The sequence below is a fragment of the Roseicyclus persicicus genome (assembly GCF_012395815.1).
In the GTDB taxonomy this organism is placed as follows: Bacteria; Pseudomonadota; Alphaproteobacteria; order Rhodobacterales; family Rhodobacteraceae; genus Roseicyclus; species Roseicyclus persicicus.
The window spans coordinates 292247-316749 of sequence record NZ_JAAZQQ010000006.1; the positions used below are offsets into that span (position 1 = coordinate 292247).

The following is a 24503-nucleotide window of genomic DNA, read 5'->3' on the forward strand; positions in this document are numbered from 1 at the left end:
CTCACCCCCCTCACGCCCGCCCGGCCGCGCCACGCCGGGGCGGTCTTGCCCTTTGCCCTCGAACGCGGCATTCCGACGCCCGAGGGGCGCGGCCCGGTCCGGGGCTGCCGCAGGGAGATCGCCGCATGACCCAGACCGCGACGGCCGTGCCGGTCGAGGCGCCGCACCAGCCGGTGCGCGCCGCGCTGTGGATGCTGGGCGCCATCGTCGCCTTCTCGTCGATGGCGGTGGCGGGGCGCGCGGCGTCGTCCGAGCTCGACACCTTCGAGATGATGACCTACCGCTCGGTGATCGGCCTCGTCGTCGTGCTGGCCGTGGGCGCCGCGGCGGGCACGCTGGACCAGATCACGCGCCGCCACATGGGCGTCCATGTCCTGCGCAACATCTTCCACTTCACCGGGCAGAACCTGTGGTTCTACGCCGTCACCGTGGCGCCGCTGGCGCTGGTGTTCGCGCTGGAATTCACCTCGCCGCTCTGGACCATGGTCTTCGCCGCGCTGTTCCTGGGCGAGCGGCTGACGCGGTGGAAGGTGCTGGCGGGGCTGCTGGGCTTCGTCGGCGTGCTGATCGTGGTGCAGCCGGGCGCCCAGCCCCTGTCGGTCGGCATGATCACTGCGGCCATCGCGGCGGTGTTCTTCGCCGGCACCGCGATCTTCACCAAGCGCCTGACGCGGACGGAGTCGATCACCTGCATCCTGTTCTGGCTGACGGCGATCCAGCTGGTCATCGGGCTGGTCGCCTGCCTGTGGGACGGCGACATGGCGCTGCCGTCGGCGGCGATGCTGCCCTGGCTCCTGGTGATCGGGCTGGGCGGGCTGACCGCGCATTTCTGCCTGACCACGGCGCTGTCGATCGCGCCGGCCTCGGTGGTCATGCCGATGGACTTCGCCCGCCTGCCCGCCATCGCGGTGGTCGGCGTGCTGCTCTATGCCGAACCGCTGGAATGGGCGGTGCTGCTGGGCGCGGTGCTGATCTTCGGGGCGAACTACCTGAACATCCTGACCAGCCGCCGCCCCGGCTGAGCCCGACCTGCCCTCCGGTGTAGCATAAGCGTCACATATCAGGCGCCTCTTTGGCGTGCAGAGGGGCCTGACGTAGCGGAAGAATTGACCGGATCGGACCTTTCCCGGCTTATCGGTCACGAGGACCATCGGGACAGTCTTGGGGAGGACTCCATGAACCGCATCGCAGCCGCAACCGCGGCGCTTCTGACCACCACCGCCCTCGCCCATGCGGGTGGCGTCGAACGCGCCGGGCAAAGCCCGGCCATCCTGTTCGAGGAAGGCACCTACGTCGAACTCAGCTACACCTGGGCAGATCCCGAGGTGTCGGGCGTGCAGGTAGTGCCCGCGTCGCCGGCTTCGCCTGTTGGCTCGCTCAGCGGAGATATCGCGCCAGCCTACAGCTATGCGGGCCTGTCCTTCCGGACAGACATCACCGAGCGACTTTCCTTTGCCTTGATCTACGACGAACCGATCGGCGCAGATGTGAACTACGCTGCTGGCCTGCCGCCCAATTACCTTTATCGCCTCAACACGGGCAGCCAGGCCACGATCGAAAGCCAGCAGGTCACCGCCGCGCTGCGCTACGAGTTCGCGAATGGCTTCTCTGTCTACGGCGGTCTCCGCAACGTGACCGCCAACGGCGAGGTCTCGCTGTTCAACGGCTACACGATGCAGGCCTCCGGCTCGGACGAGTGGGGCTACATGGTCGGTGCCGCTTACGAGATCCCGGACATCGCTCTGCGCGTCGCGCTGACCTACTACAGTGCCACGACCCATAACTTCAGCGCGACCGAGTTTGGCGCGTTCAGCACGACCTTCGACACCACGATCCCGCAGCAGGTGCTGCTCGAGGCGCAGTCGGGCGTTGCCGAGGGCACGCTGGTATTTGGCTCCGTGCGCTGGACGGACTGGAGCGAGTTCGACATCACCCCCGACGTGTTCTCGGACGGTGCGGCGGACGGCGCCTACGGGCCGAACTCGCTGGTGTCTTACGACAACGATACATGGACCTGGACCGTGGGCGGTGCACGTCGCCTCAGCGACACCTGGGCCGTGCTCGGCTCCCTCACCTACGAGGCCCAGCAGGACGGCTTCTCCGGCAACCTCGGTCCGACCGATGGTCGCACCTCGATCGGTCTCGCCGCGCGCTACACCCAAGGGCCCCTTCGGGTAACGGCCGGCGTCAGCTACAGCTGGATCGGTGAAGCCGAGACCGAAACTCCGAGCGCGCTGCCCTATCCTCCGGGCACCCAGTTCTCGAGCTTCACGGACAACCACGCCATCGGCTTCGGCCTGCGGATCGGCTACACCTTCTGATCCGCCACCACGGCGACAACACCAGCCCCCGCGTCCCGGACGCGGGGGTTTTTCTTGCGCAGCTTCCGGGTCGCGTCGCCCGGCCGCCGGGATAAGGTCGGCCGCATGACCCGAACCAACACCGCCGCCTCCGCCCCGCAGTTGACCGCCCGCGCCTGGGCCGAGATGCTGGCCCTTGCGACCATCTGGGGGGCCTCCTTCCTGGCGATCAAGATCGCGCTCGGCGAGCTGCCGGTGCTGACGCTGGTGGCGCACCGCGTGGTCTGGGCGGCGTTGATCCTCTGGGGCTACGTGCTGTGGCGCGGCCTGGCCGTGCCGCGGGATGCGGCGACCTGGGGCGCGCTCCTGACGATGGGTGTCCTGAACAACGTCGTGCCCTTCACCCTGATGGCCTGGGGCCAGCAATTCATCGAGACCGGCCTGACCTCGATCTTCAACGCCGCCACCGCCGTGCTCGGCGTGCTTGTCGCCGCCGCCGTCTTCGCCGACGAGCGGCTGACGGGGCGGCGGCTGGCCGGGGTGCTGATCGCCTTTGCCGGGGTCAGCATCGCCATCGGGCTGGAGGCGCTCGGCGGGCTCGACCTGCGCAGCCTCGCGCAGCTGGCGGTGCTGGGCGGCGCGCTGTCCTATGCCTGCGCGGCGGCCTGGGCGCGGGCGCGGCTCGGCCACCTGCGCCCGCAGGTCGCCGCGATGGGGATGCTCACCGGCGCAAGCCTCGTCATGCTGCCCCTCGCGCTGGCGGTCGACGGGCCCGTGGCCCTGCCCCGCGCGCCCGAGACCTGGGCCGCCATCGCCTGGTTCGCCGTTGCGGGCACGGCGCTGGCCTATCTGCTCTACTACCGGGTCCTCGCCGTCGCGGGGTCGGGCAACGCAATGCTGGTGACGCTGCTGATCCCGCCGGTGGCGATCACGCTCGGCTGGCTGGTGCTGGGGGAACGGCTGGCGCCCTCGGCCCTGGTCGGCTTCGCGGTGCTGGCCGTGGGCCTCCTGGTGATGAACCGGCGCGGCTAGAGCCGGCGGAACGCCTGTTCCTGCCGGTCGGTCCAGTTGACGGTCAGGCGCGTCGCGTCCTCGCCCGCCGCCTCGCCCTCGACCACGCCTTGGGCGTAGAGCCAGGCGCGCCGCCGCCCGTCCTCGTGCGTCAGCGCCACCTCGGACCGGTGCCGGGGCGGGGCCAGCGCGGCGGCGATGGCCGACAGCAGCGCCGGCATCCCCTCGCCGGTCAGGGCCGACACCGCAAAGACCGTGTCGCGCCGGTCCGCCGTGGCCGCCAGCGCGGCGGCGGTGTCGGGCGGCAGCCGGTCGATCTTGTTCCAGACCTCGAGCATGGGCGCCGTCTCGGGCACGCCGAGCCCGCGCAGGATGGTGGCGACCTCGGTCGCCTGTTCCTCGGTCTCGGGGTGGCTGATGTCACGGACATGAACGATCAGGTCGGCGTCCAGCACCTCCTCCAGCGTGGCGCGGAAGGCGGCGACCAGCTGCGTCGGCAGGTCGCTGATGAAGCCCACCGTGTCCGACAGGATGATCTCGGTCCCGTCCGGCAGGCTGACCGCGCGCATGGTGGGGTCGAGCGTGGCGAACAGCATGTCCTTGGCCAGCACCTCGGCGCCGGTCAGCCGGTTGAACAGCGTCGACTTGCCGGCGTTGGTGTAGCCCACCAGCGCGACGATGGGATAGGGCACCTTGGCCCGCGCCTTGCGGTGCAGCTCGCGGGTCTTGACCACGCGGTCGAGCTGCCGGCGGATGCGCGTCACCGCCTCGTCGATGGCGCGGCGGTCGGCCTCGATCTGGGTCTCGCCGGGGCCGCCCACGAAGCCGAGGCCACCGCGCTGCCGTTCGAGGTGGGTCCAGGCCCGCACCAGCCGCGTGCGCTGGTAGGACAGCGCGGCCAGCTCCACCTGCAGCACGCCCTCGCGGGTCGCGGCGCGGTCGGCGAAGATCTCGAGGATCAGCCCGGTCCGGTCGAGCAGCTTGACCCCCCATTCCTTTTCCAGGTTGCGCTGCTGGACCGGCGTCACCGGCCCGTCGACCAGCACGAGGCCGACCTCCAGCGCCTTGATCCGCTCCTTCAGCTCGGCGATCTTGCCCGTCCCGAACAGCAGGCCCGGCTGCGCCCGCGGCAGGCGCACGATCTCGGCGCCCGCCACCTCGAGATCGGGCAACGCGGCGGCGAGCGCCACCGCCTCCTCGAGCGCGGGGCGCGCGTCGCGGCGGTGCCGGTCGGCGGTGATGTCGGGATGCAAGACAAGCGCGCGCATGGGCCCTCCGCCCGTGCGTTCGGTTCCGCCGTCAGGCGCCGCTGTGTGCGTCACTCTTCCCCGTCGTAGAGATTGATCGGCTGTGCCGGCATCACGGTCGAGATCGCGTGCTTGTAGACCAGCTGGCTCTGACCGTCGCGGCGCAGCAGCACGCAGAAATTGTCGAACCAGGTGATGACGCCCTGCAACTTGACCCCGTTGATCAGAAAGATCGTCACCGGAACCTTGGTCTTGCGGACATGGTTGAGGAAGGCGTCCTGAAGGTTTTGCTTGTGTTCGGCCATCTTGTTCTTGTGCCTTCTTGAGTCTGGGCTGCCGTGATCAGGGCAAGTCTGGGGTCGTCCGTTCACGCATCAATACATGTGTGCAGGCATTTCGACCCAAAGATCAACCCTTTGCCTGCGGGAAAGGCGTTTTGGGTCAGCTTCGCCAGAACGCCGGGCTGAAGATCGCCAAGAAAACGAGCGTCTCCATGCGCCCCACGATCATCGCCGCGATCAGCACGATCTTGGCCGGGTCGGTCAGGGTGAGGTAGGGGATCGGCGCCTCGCCGGCCACCTGGGCCAGCGTCCCGGTGGTCGACAGCGCCGCGACGGCAAGGACCATCGACTGCTCGAAATCGAGCCCCGTCGCCGCCAGCGCCACCATCACCGCCGCCAGCGACAGCAGGAACAGCATGAACACGACCCAGGCGATATAGGCCCCCTCGCGCCGGATGCGCCGGCCGAGCTGCCCCGCGCTCGCCACCGAATGGGGATGCACCAGCCGGTCGATCTCGCGCGCGCCGTGCTTGTAGAGCGCGTAGACCCGCAGGAGCTTGAGGCCCCCCGCCGTGGTCGCCACCCCGCCCCCCATCATCACCAGCCCGATCAGGATCAGCCCCGGCGTCGGCAACCCCGACCAGCTGCGCGCCTCGGCCCAGCTTTCCGAGACGAAGCCGGTGGTGGTCAGGAAGGACAGCACCGTGAAGATGCTGCCCCAGAGCGCCCGGACCGCGGCGCCGACATTGGCGAGGTCATCGACCTCCAGCGCCCCGATCCAGTGCCGCAGGAACAGCAACGACGGCAGCACCACGACGGCGAAGATCGCGATGCGCACCTCGCGGTCCCGCGCGATCCGGGCCGCCCAGCCGGCGTCGAACCCCCCGGTGAAGCTGCGCCGCGTCAGCGCGAAGACCAGGAACAGGAAGATCAGCATCTCGCCCAGGATGTCCGCGCCGCTATCCTTGAGCCCGCCGGTGGCGCTGATCCCCGAGGTGGCGAGCGTCGACATGGCGTGGATCACGGCGTGCAGCGGCCGCTCGCCCGCCAGCGCCAGCGCCACCGCCAGCACCGCCGTCAGCGTCACGTAGACCGGCACCAGGAGCGCCGCCTGCTTGCGCAGACGCTCCGACGGCGCGGCCGACCGCGACTGCCCCGAGGTCTGCAGCAGCTGCCCCGACACGCTCGCCTCCGACGTGACCTCGAAGCCGCCGAGGTTCAGGGGCGCCAGCACCGCCAGCGCCGTCACCCAGATCAGCATACCCCCGAACCACCCCACCGTGGCGCGCCACAGGTGCACCGTGTCGGCCAGGCGCGCGGGCTCGAACACCGCCGCGCCGGTGGTGGTCAGGGCCGAGACCATGTCGAAATAGACGTTGATCCAGCGGGTATCCCCAATCGCTTCGGCCATCGGCACCGCCAGCACCCCGGGCAGCCACAGGTAGGACAGCAGCAGCGCCAGCAGGCTGCGCGGCCCGGTCGTCTCGCGCCCCGCCCCCTGCGCGGCAAAGCCCATCAGCATCGCCGCGACGGCGATCAGGATGCCGGAATAGAAGAACACCCGCGCGGTGTCGAAATCCCGGGTCGAGGCGCCGTAGACCGCGGGCACCAGCGTCGCGCCGGCCGCGGTGAACAGGAGCACCACGAAGAACGGAAGGCTGCGGAAATAGCGGGCCATCGCCTCAGAAGAAGTCGATCGAGACCTGGAGGAGCGTCTCGATCGCCGGCACGTCGGCGGCCAGCGCGAAGATCACGATGACGTCGCCCTCCTCGATCCGGAGCGTGCCGTGCGGCCGCACCACCTTGCCGCCCTTCTGCACCGCCCCCACCAGCGCGCCTTCGGGAAAGTCGATCTCGCGGATCTGACGGCCGGCGATGGACGAGGTCGACAGCACCTGCGCCTCGATCACCTCGGCCTCGGCGTCGCCGATGGAATAGACCCCCCGCACCCGGCCGTGCCGGATGTGGCGCAGGATCGAGCTGACGGTGGTGGCGCGCGGGTTCACATAGGCGTCGATGCCGAGCGGGTTCATCAGGGGCACCAGCGTCGGGTCGTTCACCAGCGCGATCGACAGCGCGGCGCCCGCGCTCTTGGCGCGCACCGAGGCCAGCAGGTTGGTCTTGTCGTCGTCGGTGACGCAGAGCACCGCGTCCACCCGGTCCACCCCCGCCTCGCGCAACAGCTCCATGTCGAGCCCGTCGCCGTGCAGCACGATGGTCCGCTCCAGCGCGTCGGCGGCCACCTCGGCCTTGGCGCGCGACTTCTCGATCACCCGCACCCGCACCCGGTCGGGCCCGCTCTCCAGCGCGCGGGCCACCGTCAGGCCCACGTTGCCGCCGCCGATGATCAGCACCCGCTCGGGCCGCTTGGCGGCCTTGCCGAAGATCTCCAGCGTCCGGCCCACGTCCATCACGTGGGTGAAGACATAGATCTGGTCGCCCGCGAACAGCTGGTCGCCCGGCTCGGGCGCGAACAGCGTGCCCTCACGGCGCACGCCCACCACGATGGCGCGCAGCGTCGAGAACAGCTCGGACAGCTGCTTCAGCGGCGTTTCCAGCACCGGGCAATCGGGGTCGAGCTGGATGCCCAGCATCTGCGCGTCGCCCGACAGGAAGCTTTCGGTGTCGAAGGTCGCGGGCGACCGGATCCGCGCCAGCGCCGCCTGCGCCACCTCCTCCTCGGGCGAGATCACCACGTCGATGGGCAGGTGGTCGCGGCGGTAGAGGTCGGAATAGATCGCGTTCAGGTAGCTGCGGGCGCGCAGCCGCGCGATCTTGCGCGGCACGGCAAAGACCGAATGGGCCACCTGGCAGGTGACCATGTTCACCTCGTCCGAGAAGGTGGCGGCGATGATCATGTCGGCGTCCCGCGCGCCCGCGCGCTCCAGCACGTCGGGGTAGGAGGCAAAGCCCGTCAGCCCCTGCACGTCCAGCGTGTCGGTCGCGCGGCGGACGAGATCGGGGTTGCTGTCCACCACCGTCACGTCGTTCTTTTCGCCGGAAAGATGGCGCGCGATCTGCCAGCCGACCTGGCCCGCGCCACAGATGATGACCTTCATGAACCGTCCGTCCCTGCGGGCCCGTCTGGCCCCTGCAAAGCACGCAGGCCCGCAGCCGTCAATCCGTCACGCGACCGCCCCCGGACCCGCCCGCTTCATCTTTCCCCAAATACGCATCGCGACGCCGGCCGCCGGTGACACCCGGTCAGTATGGGGCCGCGCCGTTTTGCGCCCCGCAAAACGGGGGAAAACGCGCGTTTTCCCCACCGGAAACCTCCAGGTTTCCCATGCGAAAAACTGCAGTTTTTCGCCGCCCTCAGACGTCCTCGTCCTCGCCCGCCATCTGCCGCGCCCACATCGACGCGTAGCGCCCGCCGCGCGCGAGCAGCTCGTCATGGGTGCCCCGCTCCACGATCTCGCCCGCCTGCAAAACCAGGATCTGGTCCGCCTCCACCACGGTCGACAGCCGGTGCGCGATGGTGATGACCGACCTCCCCTGCCCCATCATCCGCAGCTCCGACTGGATGTCGCGCTCGGTCTCGGTATCCAGCGCGCTCGTCGCCTCGTCCAAGAGCAGGATCGGCGGGTCCTTCAGCAACGTCCGCGCGATGCCCACCCGCTGCTTCTCGCCGCCCGACAGCTTCAGCCCGCGCTCGCCCACCTGGGTGTCATAGCCCTCGGGCAGGCTCAGGATGAAGTCGTGGATGCGCGCCGCCTTCGCGGCGGCGACGATCTCGGCCTCGGTCGCGTCGGCGCGGCCGTAGCCGATGTTGTAGCGGATGCTGTCGTTGAACAGCACGGTGTCCTGCGGCACCACGCCGATGGCCCGGTGCAGGCTTTCCTGCGTCACCTCGCGCAGGTCCTGCCCGTCGATGCGGATCGCCCCGCCGGTGACGTCGTAGAACCGGAACAACAGCCGCCCGATGGTCGATTTCCCCGACCCCGACGGCCCCACCAGGGCCACCGTCTCGCCGGGCTTCAGGGTAAAGTCGAGGCCCTTCAGGATGGCCCGCGCCGGGTCGTAGGCAAAGCGCACGGCGTCGAACACGACCTCACCGCCCGTGACCTTCAAGGCCGGCGCGCCGGGGCGGTCGGCCACCTCCTGCGGCTGCTCCAACAGGTCGAACATCTCGCCCATGTCGACCAGCGCCTGCCGGATCTCGCGGTAGACCGTCCCGAGGAAGTTGAGGGGGATCGTGATCTGGATCATGAAGGCGTTGACCATGACGAAGTCGCCGGTGGTCAGCGTCCCGTCCTGCACGCCCATCGCCGCCATCACCATCACGATCACGAGGCCCGTGGTGATGATGATCGCCTGGCCCGCGTTCAGGAACGCCAGCGACACCGCCGTCTTGACCGCCGCGGTCTCGTAGCCCGCCATGGCGCGGTCGTAGCGGTCGGCCTCGCGGGTCTCGGCGCCGAAATACTTGACCGTCTCGAAGTTCAGGAGGCTGTCCACCGCCTTCTGGTTGGCGTCGGTGTCCTGCCGGTTCATCTCGCGGCGGATCTTCACCCGCCACTCGGTGACCGCAAAGGTGAACCAGACGTAGATGCCGATGGTCGCCACCAGCACCACCAGGTAGCCGAGGTCGAAATAGGCCCCGAGCACGATGGCGGTCAGCAACAGCTCCAGGATCAGCGGCCCGACCGAGAACAGCAGGAACCGCAGGAGGAAGTCGACGCCCTTCACCCCCCGCTCGATGATGCGGCTGAGGCCGCCGGTCTTGCGGGTGATGTGGTAGCGCAGCGACAGGGCGTGGATATGCCGGAAGGTCTCCAGCGCCAGCTGCCGCAGCGCCGATTGCGCCACCCGGGCGAACACCGCGTCGCGCAGCTGCTGGAACCCGGTGTTGGCCGCCCGTGCCACGCCGTAGGCCACCGTCAGGCCCACCGCGCCGAGGCCCAGCAGGAAGGCCGGCGAGGTGCCCTCGCCCGTCAGCGCGTCGACCGCGTACTTGTAGAGGAACGGTGTGCCGATCGCCACCGCCTTGGCCGCCACCAGGAACAGGAGCGCCGCCACCACGCGCTGCTTCACCCAGGGCTTGTCGGCGGGCCAGAGATAGGGCGCGACCTTGCGGATCGTGCGCAGCCCCGAGCGGCGCTCCTCCTGCGCGAGCGTGGCGGATGTCTGGTCCGGGGCCGCGGGCGCGGGCGCGGGGCCGGCAGCGGCCTGGGTGTCGGCTGGCATGGAAGGGTCCTTGCTGGCGGTGTCGGGCGCTGCGGCCGGTCTGGGGTCCTACCTAGGCACGGCGGCCGGAAATGGCCAGAGCGCGCGATGCCTCAGGGCGCCCGCGGCAGGTCGGGCAGCGCGAAGATCTGGCCCGGGAAGATCAGGTCGGGGTCGCGGATCGCGTCCCGGTTCTCCTCGAAGATCTGCACGTAGAGGATGCCGTCGCCGAAATTCGCCTCGGCGATGCCCCAGAGGGTGAAGCCGCGCTGCACCGTGATGACCGAGGCGCCGGGATCCACCAGCATCGGGTTGTCGCGGATGCGGGCGGGATCCTCGCGCAGAAAGGGCGTCTCGACGGTGCGCGCGACGCTGCCGTCGGCAGCGACCTGCTCCAGCCGCAGGGTGTAGGTGCCCGGATCGACGTCGGGCAGGTCGAGGCTCCACTGCCCGCCCGGCCCGATCTCGCCCATGTTGATCGGGCGGTTGTTCAGCGTCACCCGGACCGAGGCGTCGGCCGGCCCGCGCCCGGCCAGCGTCACCTCGCCGGCCACGTCGTAGGTGATCGCGTCGAGGCGGATCTCGGTCTGCGCCGCGGGCGGCGCGCCGGGGGCCTGCAGCACGCGCACGCCGTCGGCATCGGCCAGCAGCACGGCGGGCGCCTCGGGGCCGGCGGGCGCGGGGGCTTCGGTGCCGGCCACGGGCGCGGGGGCCGGCGTGCCGGCCTCGGGGGCGGCATCGGGCGCGGCGGCGGCCAGATCAGCGCCGGGCGCCGGGGCCGGCGCGGGCGCGATGCCCGGCACGGCGGGCGCGGTGCTGGTGGTCTCGCCGACGCCGGGGGCCTCGGCCGACTGGGCGGGTTCGGGCGCGGGCGGCGGCGCGGCCCCGAGCGCCCCGGCGACCTCGCCCTCGAAGGGCGCGATCAGCACGGTCTCGGACCCCGCCACAGGGTCCTGCCCCGGCAGCGCGGCCTGCAGGCTCAGAAGGCGCGGGTCCTGCGACGGGTCGAGCAGCAGCATGGCGACGAAGTTGCCGGCGGCGTCGGCCTCCACCACCTGCAGCGGCGCGCCGTCGAGGCTGAGGGTCACGGTCGCCCCCGGCCCGGCCTGCCCGGCGATCACGGCGCTGCCGCCGGCCTCCACGCGGACCACGTCGAAGCGCGGGGCGACGGGATCGGCCGGCGCCGCGGTCTGTTCGGTGCCGGCGTCCGGCGCCGTCGTGTCCGCGGTGGCGGTCTCCCCGGCCGGCGCAGGCGTGGTCGTGCCGGGCGCCGCGGCCACCGTGTCGGGCGCCGACGCCTCGGGCGTCTCCTCGGGACCGCCGCGCAGGGTCACGAAGGCCACCGCGGCGGCCACCAGCACGGCGCCGAGCGCCGCGGCCCCCGCGATCGGGGCGGCCTTCGCCCCCGTTCCGCCTGACGTCGGTGTCGCCATGGCTGTCCTGTCTCTCCGTCCCCTTCGGTCCGGGCGCGCTGCACCCGGCACCTCCGGGGGCCCGCGGCGGCCGTCCCCTCGGCCGCTTGAGCCCCCGCCCCATTGCGCCTATCAGGAGGCGAATCCCCGACAAGCGCAAGGGACCGCGATGCAAAGCCTGTCCGTCTGTGTCTATTGTGGCGCGCGCCCCGGCGCCGACCCGGCCTACATGGCCGCGGCCACCGCGCTCGGCACCGCGCTGGCAGGCGCCGGAATGCGGCTGGTCTACGGGGCCGGCGACGTCGGGATCATGGGCGCCGTGGCCCGCGCCGCGCAGGCCGCGGGCGGCGCCACCTTCGGCGTCATCCCCACCCACCTGATGCGGCTGGAGGTCGGCAAGCGCGACCTGTCCACCTTCGTCGTCACCGAGACGATGCACGAGCGCAAGAAGGTGATGTTCATGAACGCCGACGCGGTGGCGGTGCTGCCGGGCGGGGCGGGCTCGCTCGACGAGTTCTTCGAGGTGCTGACCTGGCGCCAGCTGGGGCTGCACGACAAGCCGATCTACCTGCTGGACATCGCGGGCTACTGGCAGCCGCTGGTGGCGCTGATCGACCACGTCATCGCGCAGGGCTTTGCCGAGCCCAGCCTGCGCGGCTTCGTCGAGACGGTGCCCGACGTGCCCGCGCTGATGGCGCGGCTGCAGGACGCGGCCGGGCCGGCCTAGCCGCCCAGCCCCGCCACCGCGCGGCGGTTCATCGCCACGATCTTGTCGCGGTAGTTGCGCGCGAAGGCGGCCTCCAGCTCGCGCGACAGGTCGTCCCGGCGCCGGGTCAGGTCGCGCAGGACCGGGGCCTCGACCTGCCACACCACCGTCTGCGCGGTCGCCACCACGGTGGCCGTCGCGGGCAGGCCGGTCAGCACCGTCATCTCGCCCACGAAATCGCCCGCGCCGCAAGCCGACACCGCCCGCCCGCCGACGCGCACCTCGGCGGCGCCCTCGGCGACGTAGCTCAGCCGCTCCACCGGCTCGCCCTCGACGGCGAGGCAGGCCCCGTCCTCCAGCGCCACCCAGCGGCCGCGGTCGATCAGCGCGCGCGCCTCGCCCCGGGTCAGCCCGGGCAGGTGGCGGGCGATGAAATGCGCCTCGTCGTCGCTGAACCGGGCCCGCAGGCTGCGCCAGTGGGTGATCAGCAGCTGGCCGATGTTGACGACCACGAGGCAGGTTTCCCAGAAGGTCGAGACCGGATCGCCGAGGATGAACACCGCGTAGGAGATGCCCAGCAGCGCCGAGGCGATCACCAGCAGCCGCAGCCACAGCAGCGTCCGCATCAGCATCGACAGGACCAGCAACACATAGGCGGCATGGCCCAGCAGGCCCTCCGCCGACAGCGCCGAAGCGATCGTCAGTTCCATCGGTCACCTCCTGCCACCATCAGGAGGTGGGACACCCCGTCCGTCAAGCGGGGCCGTCCCGCGGCGGGTCAGCCCCGCGTCGCCGCGGCCGCGGCGATGCGGCGCGCGATCTCGTCGACCGGCTGCCCGGTCAGGTCGAGCGCCAGCTCGGCCACCACGCGGGCCGTCACCTCGGCATGGAGCGCCTTGCGCAGCTCGCCCAGCAGCCGGGGTGCGGCCACCAGGACCAGCCGGTCGATGCCGCCCGCATGGGCCTGCCGGTAGAGCAGCGCCGCCAGCTCATGGGCGAAGCGGTCCTCGGCCAGCTGGTGCCAGTCGGTCGGCGCGGCGGTGCCGTGCTGCCCGCCGCCCGGGCCGGCGAACCGGCCGGGCCTGTCGGTGCCCTGCGCCCGCGTGGCGGGGTTGTCCTGCCGGTCGGCGCGGCGCACCTCGAGCACCGGCCGCTCCGCGTCGCCCGTATTCTCGAGCAGGAGCGCCTTCTTGCCATCGGCCACCAGCACCCAGGTCCCGTTAGTCAGCGGCGAACGGGATGCCACGGTCTTCTTGCCGGGGGTCGGGGTCATCGTCGGGTCGGCCATCTGTCGTCTCCTTCGGTCCAGCCGCCGCCACGATTCCAGACCGCGCGCCCCCGCGCCTTGACCCCCGTCAACGGCAGCCCGAAACGACAACGGCCCGCCGGGTGGGGCGGGCCGCGTCAGACGGGTCGGGACCGGGCCTCAGCCGGCGAGGCGGGCCGCGACGTTCTCCCAGTTGACCAGCTTGTTGAGGAAGTTGTCCAGGTAGGCCGGGCGCTTGTTGCGGAAGTCGATGTAGTAGGAGTGTTCCCACACGTCGCAGCCCAGCAGCGCGGTCTGGCCGAAGCACAGCGGGTTCACGCCGTTCTCGGTCTTGGTGACCTTGAGCGACCCGTCCTTGTCCTTGACCAGCCAGCACCAGCCCGAACCGAACTGGCCGGCACCCGCCGCGGCGAAATCGGCCTTGAACTTGTCGACCGAGCCGAAGCTCTCGACGATGGCCTTTTCCAGCTCGCCGGGCATCCCGCCCTCGCCGGGGCCCATCATTTCCCAGAACTGGACGTGGTTCCAGTGCTGCGAGGCGTTGTTGAAGATGCCGTTCTGGGCCACCGCGCCCGGCTGGTAGGTGCCGGTGATGATGTCCTCCAGGCTCTTGCCCTCCCACTCGGTGCCCGCGATCAGCTTGTTGCCGTTGTCGACATAGGCCTTGTGGTGCAGGTCGTGGTGGTACTCCAGCGTCTCCTTCGACATGCCGAGACCGGCCAGCGCGTCATGGGCATAGGGAAGATCGGGAAGTGTGAAAGCCATCGGTGGGCCCCCCTTGATTGGTGGTTTCCTGTTGGGCGACAGATGGAGGCCTCGGGGGGCAAACGTCAACCCCGCCCCCGGAATTGCCCCCGCCCCGGCGGCACGCCCCCCGGCCTCAGCGCGGCCAGAGCCGCCGGATGTCGCGGATCACGTCGTCGCACAGGATCCGAAGGTCGGTGCGGCGCAGGCCCGACAGGATCAGCCCGTGGTAGTCGAGGAACATCTCCTCCTCGCGCTGCAGCTCGATGAACACCTCGGTGCTGCCGTCCGCGCCCTCGATCTCGGTCCAGTCGATGAACCCCATGACCACGTTGGGCGGCCGGTTGGACAGCATCCGGTCGATGTCGGCCATGGCCTGCGCCCCGGCCGCGCCGGCCCCGGCCAGCCCGCTCAGGTCGACGTAGGAATAATGGTGATCGGCGAAGCCGAAGAAGATGTCCTCCTGCGCGGTGCGGCTCAGGCCCGCGCCCGCGCTGTCGATGCGGTAGGCATCCCGGCGCGGGGTGACGTCTGTCACCAGCCGGTAGGCCGCGTTGCGCAGGTCGAGCGTCAGCCAGACCCGCGCGCTGCCCCCGCCCGCCCCCTGCGCCGTGGTGACGATGCCCATCATCTCGAACGGGTCCGACCAGATCTCCCACGAGAACCGCTGCGCATGGCGCCGCGCGACGCGGGTGGGCCGCACCCGGATCGTCTCCGCGACATGCATGCGCGCGCCGGGAAAGGCGGGATGCTCGGCGCTCAGCTCCATCGACAGGACGCCCGCGTAGCAGGCGGGGTCGACCGAGACATAGCCGGGCCGGTTGTAGAAATTGCTGACCGGGCGCTGGCCCGGCCGGGCAAGCCGGAAATCCCCGTCGCGGTAGAGCACGCCGGCCGGGTCGTAGGGCGCGCCGTCCGCGGGCGGCAGGTGGCTGTCGGCCCCTGCCGCCCCCGCGGCGCACAGGGCCAGCCCGACCGCCATCAGCAGTTGCCATGGCCTGCCCATGGTGCGCATCGGCCGCCCTCCGTCCGGCATCCGCGCGCGTCTCCCGTCCTGCATCCCCGCATCCTACGGCAGGCAGGACGGGCGATCAAATGATTTGCGGCGTCAATAGTCCCTGGCCGCCCCACCGGCCCCCGCGGGCACCGCCGGGCGGTTGCGACCCTGTATCCCGCTGATTCCCGGACCGGGGCGGGGTATCCTGCCCGCAGTTCTCGTTGCCGTGAGGCCGCCCGTGACCGTTGCTTGCCTGTGCCCCGTCGCCCTCACCGGCACCCTGCCCGCCCTCGTCGAGATGCACACCCGCGCCACCGGCGTGGCGGTCGAGCTGATCCCGCTCCTCAACCCCGAGGTGCCGCGCCGGATCGCCGCCGGGGCCGACTACGACGTCGCCCTGACCAACCCGGTCTACGTGCGGGCGCTGGTCGCCCTCGGCCGCGCCGACCCGGCCAGCCACCGGCCGTTCGGCCGGGTGCCGCTGGCGATCGCCACCAGCGACGCCGCGGCCGGGACGCTGGCCGGGCTTGCGGGGGATCTCGCCACGCTGCTGCGCGCCGCCGCCGCCATCGCCTACACGGCCGACGGCACCAGCGGCCAGATGTTCCGCGACATGGCGCTGCGCCTCGGGGTGCTGGCCGAGATCGAGGACCGGCTGATGCCGATGGCGGCGGGCGAGCCGATCCGCGCCGCCGCGCGCGGCGACTGCACGCTGGCCGCGGCGCCGCTGACCACGGTCCGGGCGACCGCGGGGGTCACGGCCCTCGCCGTCTGTCCCCCGGATCTCGGGACCGATATCGACATGTCGGTGTTCCTCAGCCCCGAGGCGGCGGCGCGTCCCGCCGCCCGCGCCTTTCTCGACCACCTGACCGACCCGGGGCTTGACGGCGTGCTGGCCGATCGCGGCGTAGGCCGCTTCGCCTTTCCGGGCTGACGCCCCGGGGCTCAGTGGTAGTCCACCGCCCCGCCGGGCCGCGCCGACATCGCCAGCACGTCGAAGACGTAGCGCGCGACCGAGCGGAAGCAGATCACCCGCGCCGCGCCCTCGGCCTCGAACCAGATCGCCGCCGGCACCTGCGCCAGCCGTGTGCGCCGCATCTCGCCGGGCACCAGCGCCCCCATGTCCGCCGGCGTCACCTTGGAGAGCACGTCGCGCAAGCCACCGGGCGCGCCCTCCAGCGCGAACATCGCCCGCGCGTCCGACACGTTGACCGCCACGTGATGCTGCCCGGTCAGCGCCTCGGTCAGGTCGAAGACCATCCGGTCCGCGCCCGCGCGGTCGCACAGGATCAGCAGCTCGTCGGGCGACATCCACGCCACGCTGCACCCCTTGCCCGCCTCGATCCGGCGGACCCCGGGCATCGCGGCCCCGGTCACCCGCTGCACGGCGCGCGCCGCCGCCGACAGGTCGGCGCGCAGCGTCACCATCCCCTGCAACCCCATCTCGCGGACCGTGACGAGGCCCGTCGCCTCGGCCCCCGGCAACGCGCTCACGGCCTGGTCAGACATTCTGCTTCTCCCCCTCGGGGTCGTAGAACACCGGGCTGACGATGCGCGCCTGCACGGTCTTCGGCGCCTCGCCCTTCACGGTCTTCTTTGTGGTGTTGAAGGTGATCACCTCGCCCATCCGGTCGGGGCCGTTCAGGACAAGGCCCATGGCGATCCCGCGGCCCAGCGTCGGCGAGTAGTAGGTCGAGGTCACGCGGCCCTGCGTGTTGCCCTGCCCGTTCTCGTTCACGCCCTCGGCCAGCGCATAGCTGCCATCGGGCAGGACCGAGCCGTCGAGCGTCTCCAGCCCCACCAGCTTCCAGCGCGCGGGGTCGGTCATGTGCGCCCGTTCCTGCGCCCGCTTGCCGAGGTAGTCGTCCTTTTTCTTCGAGATCGCCCAGTCGAGGCCCAGGTCCTGCGGGATCACCGTGCCGTCGGTCTCGTCGCCGATCATGATGAAGCCCTTCTCGGCCCGCATCACGTGCAACGCCTCGGTGCCGTAGGGCGTGGCCCCGAACTCGGCCCCGGCCTCCAGGAGCTTGTCCCAGAAGGCCCGGCCCAGGCTCGCCGGCACCGCCACCTCGAAGCTCAGCTCGCCCGAGAAGGAGATGCGGAAGACCCGCGCGTCGATCCCGCCGATCCGCCCCTCGGCCCAGGCCATGAAGGGCAGCGCGGCGTCCGACAGGTCGATATCCGCCCCAAGCTTGTCCAGAACCGCCCGCGCCTTGGGGCCGACCACGGCGATCTGCGCCCATTGCTCGGTCACGTTCGCGGTGTAGACCTTCCAGTCCCACCACTCGGTCTGCAGCCAGTCCTCCATGTGGGCATGGATGCGGTCGGCGCCGCCGGTCGTGGTGTGGCAGAGGAAGGTGTCCTCGTCGAGCCGCGCCACCACCCCGTCGTCCATCAGGAAGCCATTCTCGCTGCACATCAGCCCGTAGCGGCATTTGCCGGGTTTCAGCGTGCTCATCATGTTGGTGTAGAGCATGTCGAGGAACCGACCCGCGTCGGGGCCCTTCACCACGATCTTGCCCAGCGTCGAGGCGTCGAGGAGGCCCAGCGATGTCCGCGTCGCCGTGATCTCGCGGTTCACGGCGTCCCGGTGGCTCTCGCCCTTGCGCGGGAAGCAGTAGGGCCGCCGCCAGTGGCCCACGGGCTCCCAATGGGCGCCGTTGGCCTCGTGCCAGCCATGGATCGGCGTGCGCCGCAGCGGCTGGAAGATCGCGCCCCGCGCCTCGCCGGCGATGGCGCCCATCGAGATCGGCGTGTAGGGCGGCCGGAAGGTCGTGGTGCCGACGCGCGGGATGTCTTCACCCAGCGCATCAGCAAGCACCGCCAGACCGTTGATGTTGCTCAGTTTCCCCTGGTCCGTCGCCATGCCGAGCGTGGTGTAGCGCTTGGTGTGCTCGACGCTTTCGTAGCCCTCGCGCGCGGCCAGCTGCACGTCCGACACCTTCACGTCGTTCTGGAAGTCGAGCCACATCTTGGCCCGCTTCTTCGGCCCCGCGCCCTGCGGCATGATCCAGACCGGGGCGAGCGGTGCCTCGGCGGCGGCGGTGGCCTTGGACACGGCGGCATCCGGCGCAAGTTTTCCAATCGACGCCAGTGTCTTGCGAGCCGTTGTTGACGCGTTTTCCAGCGTCTCGGAGGCGTGCAGCGCCCCGTCCGCCGCGCCCGCACAGACGACGAAGCCCTCCCCGTGCTGGTTCGTCGGCGGCCGGTCCGGGTCGGGGCGGAAGAAGGCGCCCGCCGCGTCCCAGCTCAGCTTGCCGCCGCAGTGGGACCAGAGGTGCACCACCGGCGACCAGCCGCCCGACATGGCGACCGCGTCGCAGACCACGTCCTCGACCACCGTGCCCTCGCCCGCCTGCCGGCCGAGCTGCACCGCCACGACACCGCGCAAGCCCTTGACGTTGGCGATGCCCATGCCCGTCAGCACCCGGATGCCGCGCGCGCGGGCCTCCTGCACCAGCGGGCCGTCGGCCGTCTCGCGCGCATCGACGATGCAGGGCACGTCCAGCCCCGCCGCCTTGATCGCCAGCGCGGTGCGGTAGGCGTCGTCGTTGTTCGTCACCACCACGGTCCGATCGCCGGGCGATACGCCCCAGTTCACCAGGTAGTCGCGCATGGCCGAGGCCAGCATCACCCGCGGCTTGTCGTTTCCGGGAAAGCTCAGGGGCCGCTCCAGAGCGCCCGTCGCGGCGATGATCCGGCCCGCGCGGATGCGCCAGAGCCGGTGACGCGGCGCGTCCGGGTCCGGGGCGTGGTCGGTCACGCGCTCGTAGGCGATGACGTAGCCGTGGTCGTAGACGCCGGCCACCATGGTCCGTAGCCGGAGATGGACATTCTCCATCCCCTCAAGGGCTTGCACGGTGTCGTTGATCCAGTCCTCCGCCGGTTGCCCGTCGATCTCGACCCCGTCCACCGGCGCCCGCCCGCCCCAGTGTGCGGTCTGTTCGCACAGGATCACCGTCGCGCCCGCGCGCCCCGCCTCGAGCGCCGCCTGCAGCCCGGCGATGCCGCCGCCCGCGATCACCACGTCCGTATGGGCGTAGAAATGCTCGTAGCGGTCGGGGTCCTGGTGTTTCGGGTCCGGCGCCTTGCCCAGCCCCGCCGACTGGCGGATGAAGGGCTCGAACACGTGCTTCCAGAACGGCCGCGGGTGGATGAAGGTCTTGTAGTAGAAGCCCGCGGGCAGGAAGCGCGCCAGCGCCGCGTTCACCTCGCCGATGTCCCATTCGAGGCTCGGCCAGTGGTTCTGGGACGTCGCGGTCAGCCCGTCGAACAGCTCCGTCACCGTGGCGCGCTGGTTCGGCTCGTGCGTCGGCCCCCGCCCGAGGTTGACCAGCGCGTTCGGCTCCTCCGCCCCGCTCGCCACCACGCCGCGGGGGCGGTGATACTTGAAGGACCGGCCGAGGATGGTCTGGCCCGAGGCCAGCAGCGCCGAGGCGAGCGTGTCGCCGGGATGGCCCTGCAACCGCTTGCCGTTGAAGGTGAACGCGATCTTGGCGGTCCGGTCGATCAGCCGGCCGCCGGTGGGCAGGCGGGTGCTCATGTCAGGCTCCAGTCGGGGCGCTTGGCTTGGATGGCGGCGACGATCTCGGGCGGCGGCGCGGAGGTCTGGGCCCTGTAGGTGCCGAACACCTCCAGCGTGGCGGTGTCGCGCGCGGCGAGGAACCACTTGCCGCAGCCCATGGCGTGGCGCCAGCGCTCGAAATGCACGCCCTTCACGTTGGGGCGCAGGAACAGGTAGGCCTCGAAGTCCTCGTCGGACGAGCCGGGGCCAAAGCGCTTCAGATGCGCCTCGCCGCCCGGCGCCAGCTCGGTCTCGCAGGCGGCGACGCCGCAATAGGGGCAGGTCAACACTAGCATCGCGCGTCTCCGTGCGTCGCGGGGGGGTATGCGGGCCTAGACGACAAGATCGCCGAAGCCCCAGATCAGGGTGCCGAAGCACAGGATGGCGATCTCGGCCCGGATCATGCGGCCGACCCGTTCGATCCGGGCGTTGCGATACTCGGACAGGTTCTCGGCCAGCCGGCTGAAGGCGGCGGCCGCGGTGGTCTCGCGGCCCTCCTTGGCGGCGTCGAGATAGGCCGCCTCGAGCTTCTCCACCCGCGCCTCGTGCCGCATGATGGCGCGTTCCATGCCGTAGACCTCGAGCCCCGCAAAGGCCGCGCCGAAGGCCACGATCAGCGCGCCGGCCCGCGGAAAGGCGTCGCCGCCCCAGACCCGGTCGATCCAGTAGCCGGCGGCCGCAATGGTCAGCGCCACGCCGACCAGCACCATGTCGCGCCCTGGCCTCAATGCGCCACCCCTGCCGCCACGCTTTCGTCGATGAAGCGCCCCTCGCGGAACCGCGACAGCGAGAAGGCGTCGGCCAGCGGCGAATGCCCCTTGGCCATCAGCTCGGCCATCGCCCAGCCGGACCCCGGGATCGCCTTGAACCCGCCCGTGCCCCAGCCGCAGTTCACGAAGACGCCCTCGACCGGCGTCTTGGAGATGATCGGCGAGCGGTCGCCCGTCATGTCCACGATCCCGCCCCACCAGCGCAGCATCTTGAGGCGGCTGATGATCGGGAAGGTCTCGATCAGCGCGCGCACGGTTTCCTCGACGTGGTGGAACGACCCGCGCTGGGTGTAGTTGTTGAACCCGTCCGCGCCGCCGCCGATCACCATCTCGCCCTTGTCGGACTGGCTCATGTAGCCGTGCACGGTGTTGGCCATCACGACCACGTCCATCACCGGCTTGATGGGTTCGGAGACCAGCGCCTGCAGCGCGACCGACTCGATCGGCAGGCGGAAGCCCGCGCGCTCGGCCATCACGCCCGAATGGCCCGCGACCACGATGCCGAGCTTGTCGCAGGCGATATGGCCCTTGGTCGTGTCCACGCCCACCACGCGCCCGCCCTCGCGTCGGACGCCCGTCACCTCGGTCTGCTGGATGATGTCCATGCCCATGTCGGAACAGGCGCGCGCATAGCCCCAGGCCACCGCGTCGTGCCGCGCGGTGCCGCCGCGGGGCTGCCAGAGCGCGCCGAGGACGGGGTAGCGCGGGCCGTCGATGTTGATGATCGGGCACAGCTCCTTGACGCGACGCGGGCTGATGAACTCGGTCGCGACGCCTTGCAGGGCATTGGCGTGCGCGGTGCGCTGGTAGCCGCGGATCTCGTGCTCGGTCTGGGCCAGCATCATCACGCCGCGGGGGGAGAACATGACGTTGTAGTTCAGGTCCTGGCTCAGCGTCTCGTAGAGGCTGCGGGCCTTCTCGTAGATCGCGGCCGAGGGGTCCTGCAGGTAGTTCGACCGGATGATCGTCGTGTTCCGCCCGGTGTTGCCGCCGCCGAGCCAGCCCTTCTCGATCACGGCCACGTTGCGGATGCCGTGGTTCTTGCCGAGGTAGTAGGCGGTCGCAAGGCCATGCCCGCCCGCGCCCACGATCACCGCGTCGTAGCGGGGCTTGGGCGTCGGGCTGCGCCAGGCGCGCTCCCAGCCGAGGTGGTGGCGGGCAGCCTCGCGGGCGATGGCGAAGGCGGAATAGCGGCGCATGTGGCGGCTCCTCTCACTGCCCGCCCGATGTGGGACAGGACGCGCGCGCGCAGGATACCGCGGGCGACGGTCTTTGCGCAAAATGCGACGAGAGGGGCAGAATGTCTCGCCCCGCCCCGACGGCCACGGGTTTTCCGGGCCGCGCGAAGCCCTTATGTGGAAGGGAACGGAGCGAGGGAAGGCACGCGCACGATGGGATTCTGGATCGCGACGGGGGCATTCTCGGGGCTGGTGGTGCTGGTGCTGGTGCTGGCGATCCTGCGCCCGCGCAAGGCGGCGGTGCCGGCGGCGGCCTATGACCTGCAGGTCTACCGCGACCAGCTGAAGGAAGTCGACCGCGACGTCGCCCGCGGCGTGCTGACCGGGGACGAGGCCGCCCGCGCCCGCACCGAGGTGTCGCGCCGGCTGCTCGAGGCCGACCGCGCGCTGCAGCAGGCCGTGGCCGCCGAGGCGCGCACGAGCGGCTTCGACAAGGCGATCCTCGGCGCGGGCCTAGGCGCGATGGTGGCCGGCGCCTTCGCGCTTTACGCCCAGATCGGCGCGCCGGGCTACCCCGACCTGCCGCTGGCCGGCCGCATCGAGATGGTCGAGACCGCCCGGGAAAACCGCCCCTCGCAAGACGTGGCCGAGACCGACCTGCCCTTCCGCGAGGGCCTCCCGGCCGACCCGCGCCGAGAGGAGCTGGTGGCGCAGCTGCGCACCGTGATGGAACAGCGCCCCGACGATCCGCAGGGCCTGGCGCTTCTGGCGCAGAACGAGGCCGCGCTGGGGAATTTCCGCGCCGGCTACCTGGCGCAGCAGCGGCTGATCGAGGTGCTGGGCGAGGCGGCGACCGGCTACCACTACATCGACATGGCCGAGATGATGATCCTCGCCGCCGGCGGCTACGTCAGCCCCGAGGCCGAGGCCGCGCTCCTGCGCGGGCTGGAGCTGGAGCCGCGCAACGGCACCGCGCGCTACTACGCGGGGCTGATGTACGCCCAGCAGGGCCGGCCCGACCTCGCCTTCCCGATCTGGCGCAACCTGCTTGGCGAATCGACCGCCGAGGCGCCCTGGGTCGAGCCGATCCGGCTCCAGATCGAGGAGGTGGCCTTCCTCGCCGGCGTCGAGGTGTCGCTGGCCGAGCTGCCCCAGCCCGCCCCCCCGCGCGGGCCCACCGCCGAGCAGATGCAGGCGGCGCAGGGCATGTCTGCCGCCGACCAGCAGGCGATGATCGAGGGCATGGTGGCGGGGCTGGCCGAGCGGCTGGCGACCGAGGGCGGCCCGCCCGAGGATTGGGCCCGGCTGATCGGGGCGCAGATCGTGCTGGGCCGGACCGAGGACGCGGCCCTGATCGCCGAGGAGGCGCGCACCGTGTTCGCCGACGTGCCCGAGGCGCTGGCGCTGATCGAGGAGGCGGCCGCCCCCCTCGCGGCCGCGCCGCAGTGATCTGCGACGACATCGAGGGCTTTGCCGCCGCCCTGCCCGCGGGCCGGGGCCTTCTGGGCCTCGACCTCGGGACCAAGACCATCGGCGTCGCGGTGTCCGACCGGCTCCTGTCGGTGGCGACCCCGCTGGAGACGCTGCGCCGGGTCAAGTTCACCGACGACGCTGCGGCGATCGCCCGGATAGCGGCGGCGCGCGAGATCGGCGGCATCGTCCTCGGCCTGCCCGCCAACATGGACGGCACCGAGGGGCCGCGCGCGCAATCGACCCGCGCCTTCGCCCGCAACCTCGCCCGGCTGCCCGGATTCGCGGGCCTGCCGATCGCCTTCTGGGACGAGCGGCTGAGCACGGTTGCGGCAGAAAGGGCACTGCTGGAGGCGGATACGACCCGAAAGCGTCGCGCGGAGGTGATCGACGCGGTGGCGGCGGGTTATATCCTGCAGGGGGCCCTCGACCGGCTCAGGTTCATGCGGGGGTCCGGCCGTGACTGACGACATCTGGAGACGGGACGAGATCGAGAGCCCCTGCATCAAGATCTGCGTGGTGCACCCCGAGACGCGCACCTGCACCGGCTGCCTGCGCACCATCGACGAGATCACCGCCTGGTCGCGGATGAGCGTGGACGCGCGCCGCGCCGTGATGGCCGAGCTGCCCGCCCGCCGCGCGCAGATGGGCCAGCGCCGGGGCGGCCGCGCCGCGCGCCTCAAGCGGCAGGGCGAGGCCGGCGGCGCGTGAGGCCCCACCGGACGCCGTCCAGCTTCCACAAGATCCCCGTCACCGGGCTGGGGGCACAGCGGCGGTTCGCGCTGTTCTACGGCTGGGTGCTGGGCGGGGTCGCCATCACGCTCCTGTTCCTGCCGCTGGCGATGGCGGCGGGCGAGGCCGACTTCGGCGCGGCGCTGTCCGAGTGGTATGCGCGGGAGGCCCTGATCGTGGTGCTGCCGGGGCTGTTCCTCTGGGCGGTGATGCTCGGGCCGGTCTGGTTCGCCCTGCGGCTGTGGATCGTGCGGCAGGGCGACCGCCCCCTCGGCCCCCGGCCCGCGACGCTGCCGGTCTGGATGGCGATCTGGGTCGGCTTCCTGCTGGTGCAGCTCTGGCAGGTCGGCGAGGACGGCCGCGCCGCGCCGCCGGGGGTCCTGGCGCTGATCCCGGCGCCCTTCGACCTCTTGTTCAACCCGATCCTGCTGGCGCAGATGGGGGGCGTGACGGTGATGTTCCTCGTCTACCGCCGCCAGCGCCCGCAGGACGAGTGGGACAACCCGCGCGGGCCCATCGTCAGCACCCGCTAGGGTCCGGACTCAATTGATCCACCAGATGAAGGCTGCGGCGATCTGGGCGGCTGCGAGGAAGTTGCGTGCGAGCTTGTCATAGCGGGTTGCGATCCTGCGCCAGTCCTTGAGACGGCACCACATGC

At 71.3% G+C, this 24503-nt stretch carries 24 protein-coding genes and 1 pseudogene; 9 read left to right on the forward strand and 16 right to left on the reverse strand.

Annotation, left to right across the window (positions count from 1 at the left end; all coding sequences use genetic code 11):
- Window positions 1-125: 125 nt before the first annotated feature.
- The 3 genes from HCU73_RS16795 to HCU73_RS16805 all read left to right on the forward strand — a co-directional run bounded on the left by HCU73_RS16795 (window position 126) and on the right by HCU73_RS16805 (window position 3332).
- Window positions 126-1022 carry a DMT family transporter gene (locus HCU73_RS16795; protein ID WP_168624635.1) on the forward strand — a complete coding sequence of 299 codons (897 nt, stop codon included), beginning with the start codon at window positions 126-128 and terminating at the stop codon, window positions 1020-1022.
- 153 nt (window positions 1023-1175) lie between these two features.
- Entirely contained in the window at window positions 1176-2321 is a 1146-nt protein-coding gene (locus HCU73_RS16800; protein ID WP_168624636.1) for an outer membrane protein transport protein, read from the forward strand.
- 105 nt (window positions 2322-2426) lie between these two features.
- A complete protein-coding gene (locus HCU73_RS16805; protein WP_239025609.1) occupies window positions 2427-3332 on the forward strand; it encodes a DMT family transporter in 906 nt (301 codons plus the stop codon).
- On the opposite strand, the gene hflX is transcribed toward HCU73_RS16805, so the two are convergent.
- The 6 genes from hflX to HCU73_RS16835 form a co-directional block, all read right to left on the reverse strand.
- On the reverse strand, window positions 3329-4579 hold the full coding sequence (gene hflX, locus HCU73_RS16810; protein ID WP_168624637.1) for a GTPase HflX: 1251 nt from the start codon (window positions 4577-4579) through the stop codon (window positions 3329-3331). The genes HCU73_RS16805 and hflX overlap by 4 nt on opposite strands.
- A 50-nt stretch (window positions 4580-4629) precedes the next feature.
- On the reverse strand, window positions 4630-4863 hold the full coding sequence (gene hfq / locus HCU73_RS16815) for an RNA chaperone Hfq (protein WP_168624638.1): 234 nt from the start codon (window positions 4861-4863) through the stop codon (window positions 4630-4632).
- Between the two features lie 136 nt (window positions 4864-4999).
- Complete coding sequence (locus HCU73_RS16820) at window positions 5000-6517, reverse strand: TrkH family potassium uptake protein (protein ID WP_168624639.1); 1518 nt, start codon at window positions 6515-6517, stop codon at window positions 5000-5002.
- A 4-nt stretch (window positions 6518-6521) separates the two neighbouring features.
- Entirely contained in the window at window positions 6522-7898 is a 1377-nt protein-coding gene (trkA, locus tag HCU73_RS16825) for a Trk system potassium transporter TrkA (protein WP_168624640.1), read from the reverse strand.
- A 256-nt stretch (window positions 7899-8154) separates the two neighbouring features.
- The gene (locus tag HCU73_RS16830; protein ID WP_168624641.1) at window positions 8155-10026 is read right to left on the reverse strand and encodes an ABCB family ABC transporter ATP-binding protein/permease; all 1872 of its coding nucleotides are present in this window, start codon (window positions 10024-10026) and stop codon (window positions 8155-8157) included.
- Between the two features lie 92 nt (window positions 10027-10118).
- On the reverse strand, window positions 10119-11438 hold the full coding sequence (locus HCU73_RS16835) for a LysM peptidoglycan-binding domain-containing protein (RefSeq protein ID WP_168624642.1): 1320 nt from the start codon (window positions 11436-11438) through the stop codon (window positions 10119-10121).
- A 148-nt stretch (window positions 11439-11586) separates the two neighbouring features.
- Here HCU73_RS16835 and HCU73_RS16840 point away from each other — a divergent pair, with 148 nt between their 5' ends.
- The gene (locus tag HCU73_RS16840) at window positions 11587-12144 is read left to right on the forward strand and encodes an LOG family protein (RefSeq protein WP_168624643.1); all 558 of its coding nucleotides are present in this window, start codon (window positions 11587-11589) and stop codon (window positions 12142-12144) included.
- Here the strand turns inward: HCU73_RS16840 and HCU73_RS16845 are convergent.
- The 4 genes from HCU73_RS16845 to HCU73_RS16860 all read right to left on the reverse strand — a co-directional run bounded on the left by HCU73_RS16845 (window position 12141) and on the right by HCU73_RS16860 (window position 15194).
- On the reverse strand, window positions 12141-12833 hold the full coding sequence (locus HCU73_RS16845; protein ID WP_168624644.1) for a cyclic nucleotide-binding domain-containing protein: 693 nt from the start codon (window positions 12831-12833) through the stop codon (window positions 12141-12143). The two genes, HCU73_RS16840 and HCU73_RS16845, sit on opposite strands and share 4 nt — an antisense overlap.
- A 68-nt stretch (window positions 12834-12901) precedes the next feature.
- The gene (locus HCU73_RS16850) at window positions 12902-13411 is read right to left on the reverse strand and encodes a host attachment family protein (RefSeq protein ID WP_239025610.1); all 510 of its coding nucleotides are present in this window, start codon (window positions 13409-13411) and stop codon (window positions 12902-12904) included.
- 138 nt (window positions 13412-13549) lie between these two features.
- On the reverse strand, window positions 13550-14155 hold the full coding sequence (locus tag HCU73_RS16855; RefSeq protein WP_168624645.1) for a superoxide dismutase: 606 nt from the start codon (window positions 14153-14155) through the stop codon (window positions 13550-13552).
- Window positions 14156-14270: 115 nt separating this feature from the next.
- Entirely contained in the window at window positions 14271-15194 is a 924-nt protein-coding gene (locus HCU73_RS16860; RefSeq protein WP_168624646.1) for a hypothetical protein, read from the reverse strand.
- A 175-nt stretch (window positions 15195-15369) separates the two neighbouring features.
- Here HCU73_RS16860 and HCU73_RS16865 point away from each other — a divergent pair, with 175 nt between their 5' ends.
- Entirely contained in the window at window positions 15370-16065 is a 696-nt protein-coding gene (locus tag HCU73_RS16865; RefSeq protein ID WP_168624647.1) for a substrate-binding domain-containing protein, read from the forward strand.
- An 11-nt stretch (window positions 16066-16076) separates the two neighbouring features.
- Here HCU73_RS16865 and HCU73_RS16870 read toward each other — a convergent pair whose 3' ends face one another.
- The 5 genes from HCU73_RS16870 to HCU73_RS16890 are packed head-to-tail and all read right to left on the reverse strand — an operon-like array spanning window position 16077 to window position 21664.
- Window positions 16077-16640, reverse strand: a complete 564-nt coding sequence (locus HCU73_RS16870) for a sarcosine oxidase subunit gamma (RefSeq protein WP_168624648.1) — start codon at window positions 16638-16640, stop codon at window positions 16077-16079.
- On the reverse strand, window positions 16633-19674 hold the full coding sequence (locus HCU73_RS16875; RefSeq protein WP_168624649.1) for a sarcosine oxidase subunit alpha family protein: 3042 nt from the start codon (window positions 19672-19674) through the stop codon (window positions 16633-16635). The genes HCU73_RS16870 and HCU73_RS16875 overlap by 8 nt, the downstream gene beginning before the upstream one ends.
- The gene (locus tag HCU73_RS16880) at window positions 19671-19991 is read right to left on the reverse strand and encodes a sarcosine oxidase subunit delta (RefSeq protein ID WP_168624650.1); all 321 of its coding nucleotides are present in this window, start codon (window positions 19989-19991) and stop codon (window positions 19671-19673) included. The genes HCU73_RS16875 and HCU73_RS16880 overlap by 4 nt, the downstream gene beginning before the upstream one ends.
- A gap of 36 nt (window positions 19992-20027) precedes the next feature.
- The gene (locus HCU73_RS16885) at window positions 20028-20405 is read right to left on the reverse strand and encodes a hypothetical protein (RefSeq protein WP_168624651.1); all 378 of its coding nucleotides are present in this window, start codon (window positions 20403-20405) and stop codon (window positions 20028-20030) included.
- Between the two features lie 14 nt (window positions 20406-20419).
- The gene (locus tag HCU73_RS16890) at window positions 20420-21664 is read right to left on the reverse strand and encodes a sarcosine oxidase subunit beta family protein (RefSeq protein ID WP_168624652.1); all 1245 of its coding nucleotides are present in this window, start codon (window positions 21662-21664) and stop codon (window positions 20420-20422) included.
- A gap of 192 nt (window positions 21665-21856) precedes the next feature.
- Here HCU73_RS16890 and ccmI point away from each other — a divergent pair, with 192 nt between their 5' ends.
- Genes ccmI through HCU73_RS16910 form a run of 4 tightly spaced genes read left to right on the forward strand, consistent with a single transcriptional unit; the run spans window position 21857 to window position 24378 of the window.
- Window positions 21857-23092 carry a c-type cytochrome biogenesis protein CcmI gene (ccmI, locus tag HCU73_RS16895; RefSeq protein WP_168624653.1) on the forward strand — a complete coding sequence of 412 codons (1236 nt, stop codon included), beginning with the start codon at window positions 21857-21859 and terminating at the stop codon, window positions 23090-23092.
- Window positions 23089-23580, forward strand: coding sequence for a Holliday junction resolvase RuvX (gene ruvX, locus HCU73_RS16900; RefSeq protein ID WP_168624654.1), 492 nt, complete (start codon window positions 23089-23091; stop codon window positions 23578-23580). Before ccmI ends, ruvX begins: the two co-directional genes overlap by 4 nt.
- A complete protein-coding gene (locus tag HCU73_RS16905) occupies window positions 23573-23824 on the forward strand; it encodes a DUF1289 domain-containing protein (protein WP_168624655.1) in 252 nt (83 codons plus the stop codon). Before ruvX ends, HCU73_RS16905 begins: the two co-directional genes overlap by 8 nt.
- Window positions 23821-24378, forward strand: coding sequence for a hypothetical protein (locus tag HCU73_RS16910; RefSeq protein ID WP_168624656.1), 558 nt, complete (start codon window positions 23821-23823; stop codon window positions 24376-24378). The genes HCU73_RS16905 and HCU73_RS16910 overlap by 4 nt, the downstream gene beginning before the upstream one ends.
- A gap of 9 nt (window positions 24379-24387) precedes the next feature.
- Here the strand turns inward: HCU73_RS16910 and HCU73_RS16915 are convergent.
- A pseudogene (locus HCU73_RS16915) lies at window positions 24388-24503 on the reverse strand (IS5/IS1182 family transposase); the annotation flags it as partial.

What these genes read in the sequence shown, in the direction of transcription:
- HCU73_RS16830 (WP_168624641.1), bottom strand. Translation starts at nt 10,026, where the DNA reads ATGCCAGCCGACACCCAGGCCGCTGCCGGCCCCGCGCCCGCGCCCGCG.
- ccmI (WP_168624653.1), top strand. Translation starts at nt 21,857, where the DNA reads ATGGGATTCTGGATCGCGACGGGGGCATTCTCGGGGCTGGTGGTGCTG.
- HCU73_RS16890 (WP_168624652.1), bottom strand. Translation starts at nt 21,664, where the DNA reads ATGCGCCGCTATTCCGCCTTCGCCATCGCCCGCGAGGCTGCCCGCCAC.
- HCU73_RS16850 (WP_239025610.1), bottom strand. Translation starts at nt 13,411, where the DNA reads ATGGCCGACCCGACGATGACCCCGACCCCCGGCAAGAAGACCGTGGCA.
- HCU73_RS16860 (WP_168624646.1), bottom strand. Translation starts at nt 15,194, where the DNA reads ATGCAGGACGGGAGACGCGCGCGGATGCCGGACGGAGGGCGGCCGATG.
- HCU73_RS16820 (WP_168624639.1), bottom strand. Translation starts at nt 6,517, where the DNA reads ATGGCCCGCTATTTCCGCAGCCTTCCGTTCTTCGTGGTGCTCCTGTTC.
- HCU73_RS16845 (WP_168624644.1), bottom strand. Translation starts at nt 12,833, where the DNA reads ATGGAACTGACGATCGCTTCGGCGCTGTCGGCGGAGGGCCTGCTGGGC.
- HCU73_RS16875 (WP_168624649.1), bottom strand. Translation starts at nt 19,674, where the DNA reads ATGAGCACCCGCCTGCCCACCGGCGGCCGGCTGATCGACCGGACCGCC.
- HCU73_RS16885 (WP_168624651.1), bottom strand. Translation starts at nt 20,405, where the DNA reads ATGGTGCTGGTCGGCGTGGCGCTGACCATTGCGGCCGCCGGCTACTGG.
- HCU73_RS16840 (WP_168624643.1), top strand. Translation starts at nt 11,587, where the DNA reads ATGCAAAGCCTGTCCGTCTGTGTCTATTGTGGCGCGCGCCCCGGCGCC.
- HCU73_RS16800 (WP_168624636.1), top strand. Translation starts at nt 1,176, where the DNA reads ATGAACCGCATCGCAGCCGCAACCGCGGCGCTTCTGACCACCACCGCC.
- HCU73_RS16870 (WP_168624648.1), bottom strand. Translation starts at nt 16,640, where the DNA reads ATGTCTGACCAGGCCGTGAGCGCGTTGCCGGGGGCCGAGGCGACGGGC.
- HCU73_RS16855 (WP_168624645.1), bottom strand. Translation starts at nt 14,155, where the DNA reads ATGGCTTTCACACTTCCCGATCTTCCCTATGCCCATGACGCGCTGGCC.
- HCU73_RS16805 (WP_239025609.1), top strand. Translation starts at nt 2,427, where the DNA reads ATGACCCGAACCAACACCGCCGCCTCCGCCCCGCAGTTGACCGCCCGC.
- trkA (WP_168624640.1), bottom strand. Translation starts at nt 7,898, where the DNA reads ATGAAGGTCATCATCTGTGGCGCGGGCCAGGTCGGCTGGCAGATCGCG.
- HCU73_RS16795 (WP_168624635.1), top strand. Translation starts at nt 126, where the DNA reads ATGACCCAGACCGCGACGGCCGTGCCGGTCGAGGCGCCGCACCAGCCG.
- hflX (WP_168624637.1), bottom strand. Translation starts at nt 4,579, where the DNA reads ATGCGCGCGCTTGTCTTGCATCCCGACATCACCGCCGACCGGCACCGC.
- hfq (WP_168624638.1), bottom strand. Translation starts at nt 4,863, where the DNA reads ATGGCCGAACACAAGCAAAACCTTCAGGACGCCTTCCTCAACCATGTC.
- HCU73_RS16880 (WP_168624650.1), bottom strand. Translation starts at nt 19,991, where the DNA reads ATGCTAGTGTTGACCTGCCCCTATTGCGGCGTCGCCGCCTGCGAGACC.
- HCU73_RS16835 (WP_168624642.1), bottom strand. Translation starts at nt 11,438, where the DNA reads ATGGCGACACCGACGTCAGGCGGAACGGGGGCGAAGGCCGCCCCGATC.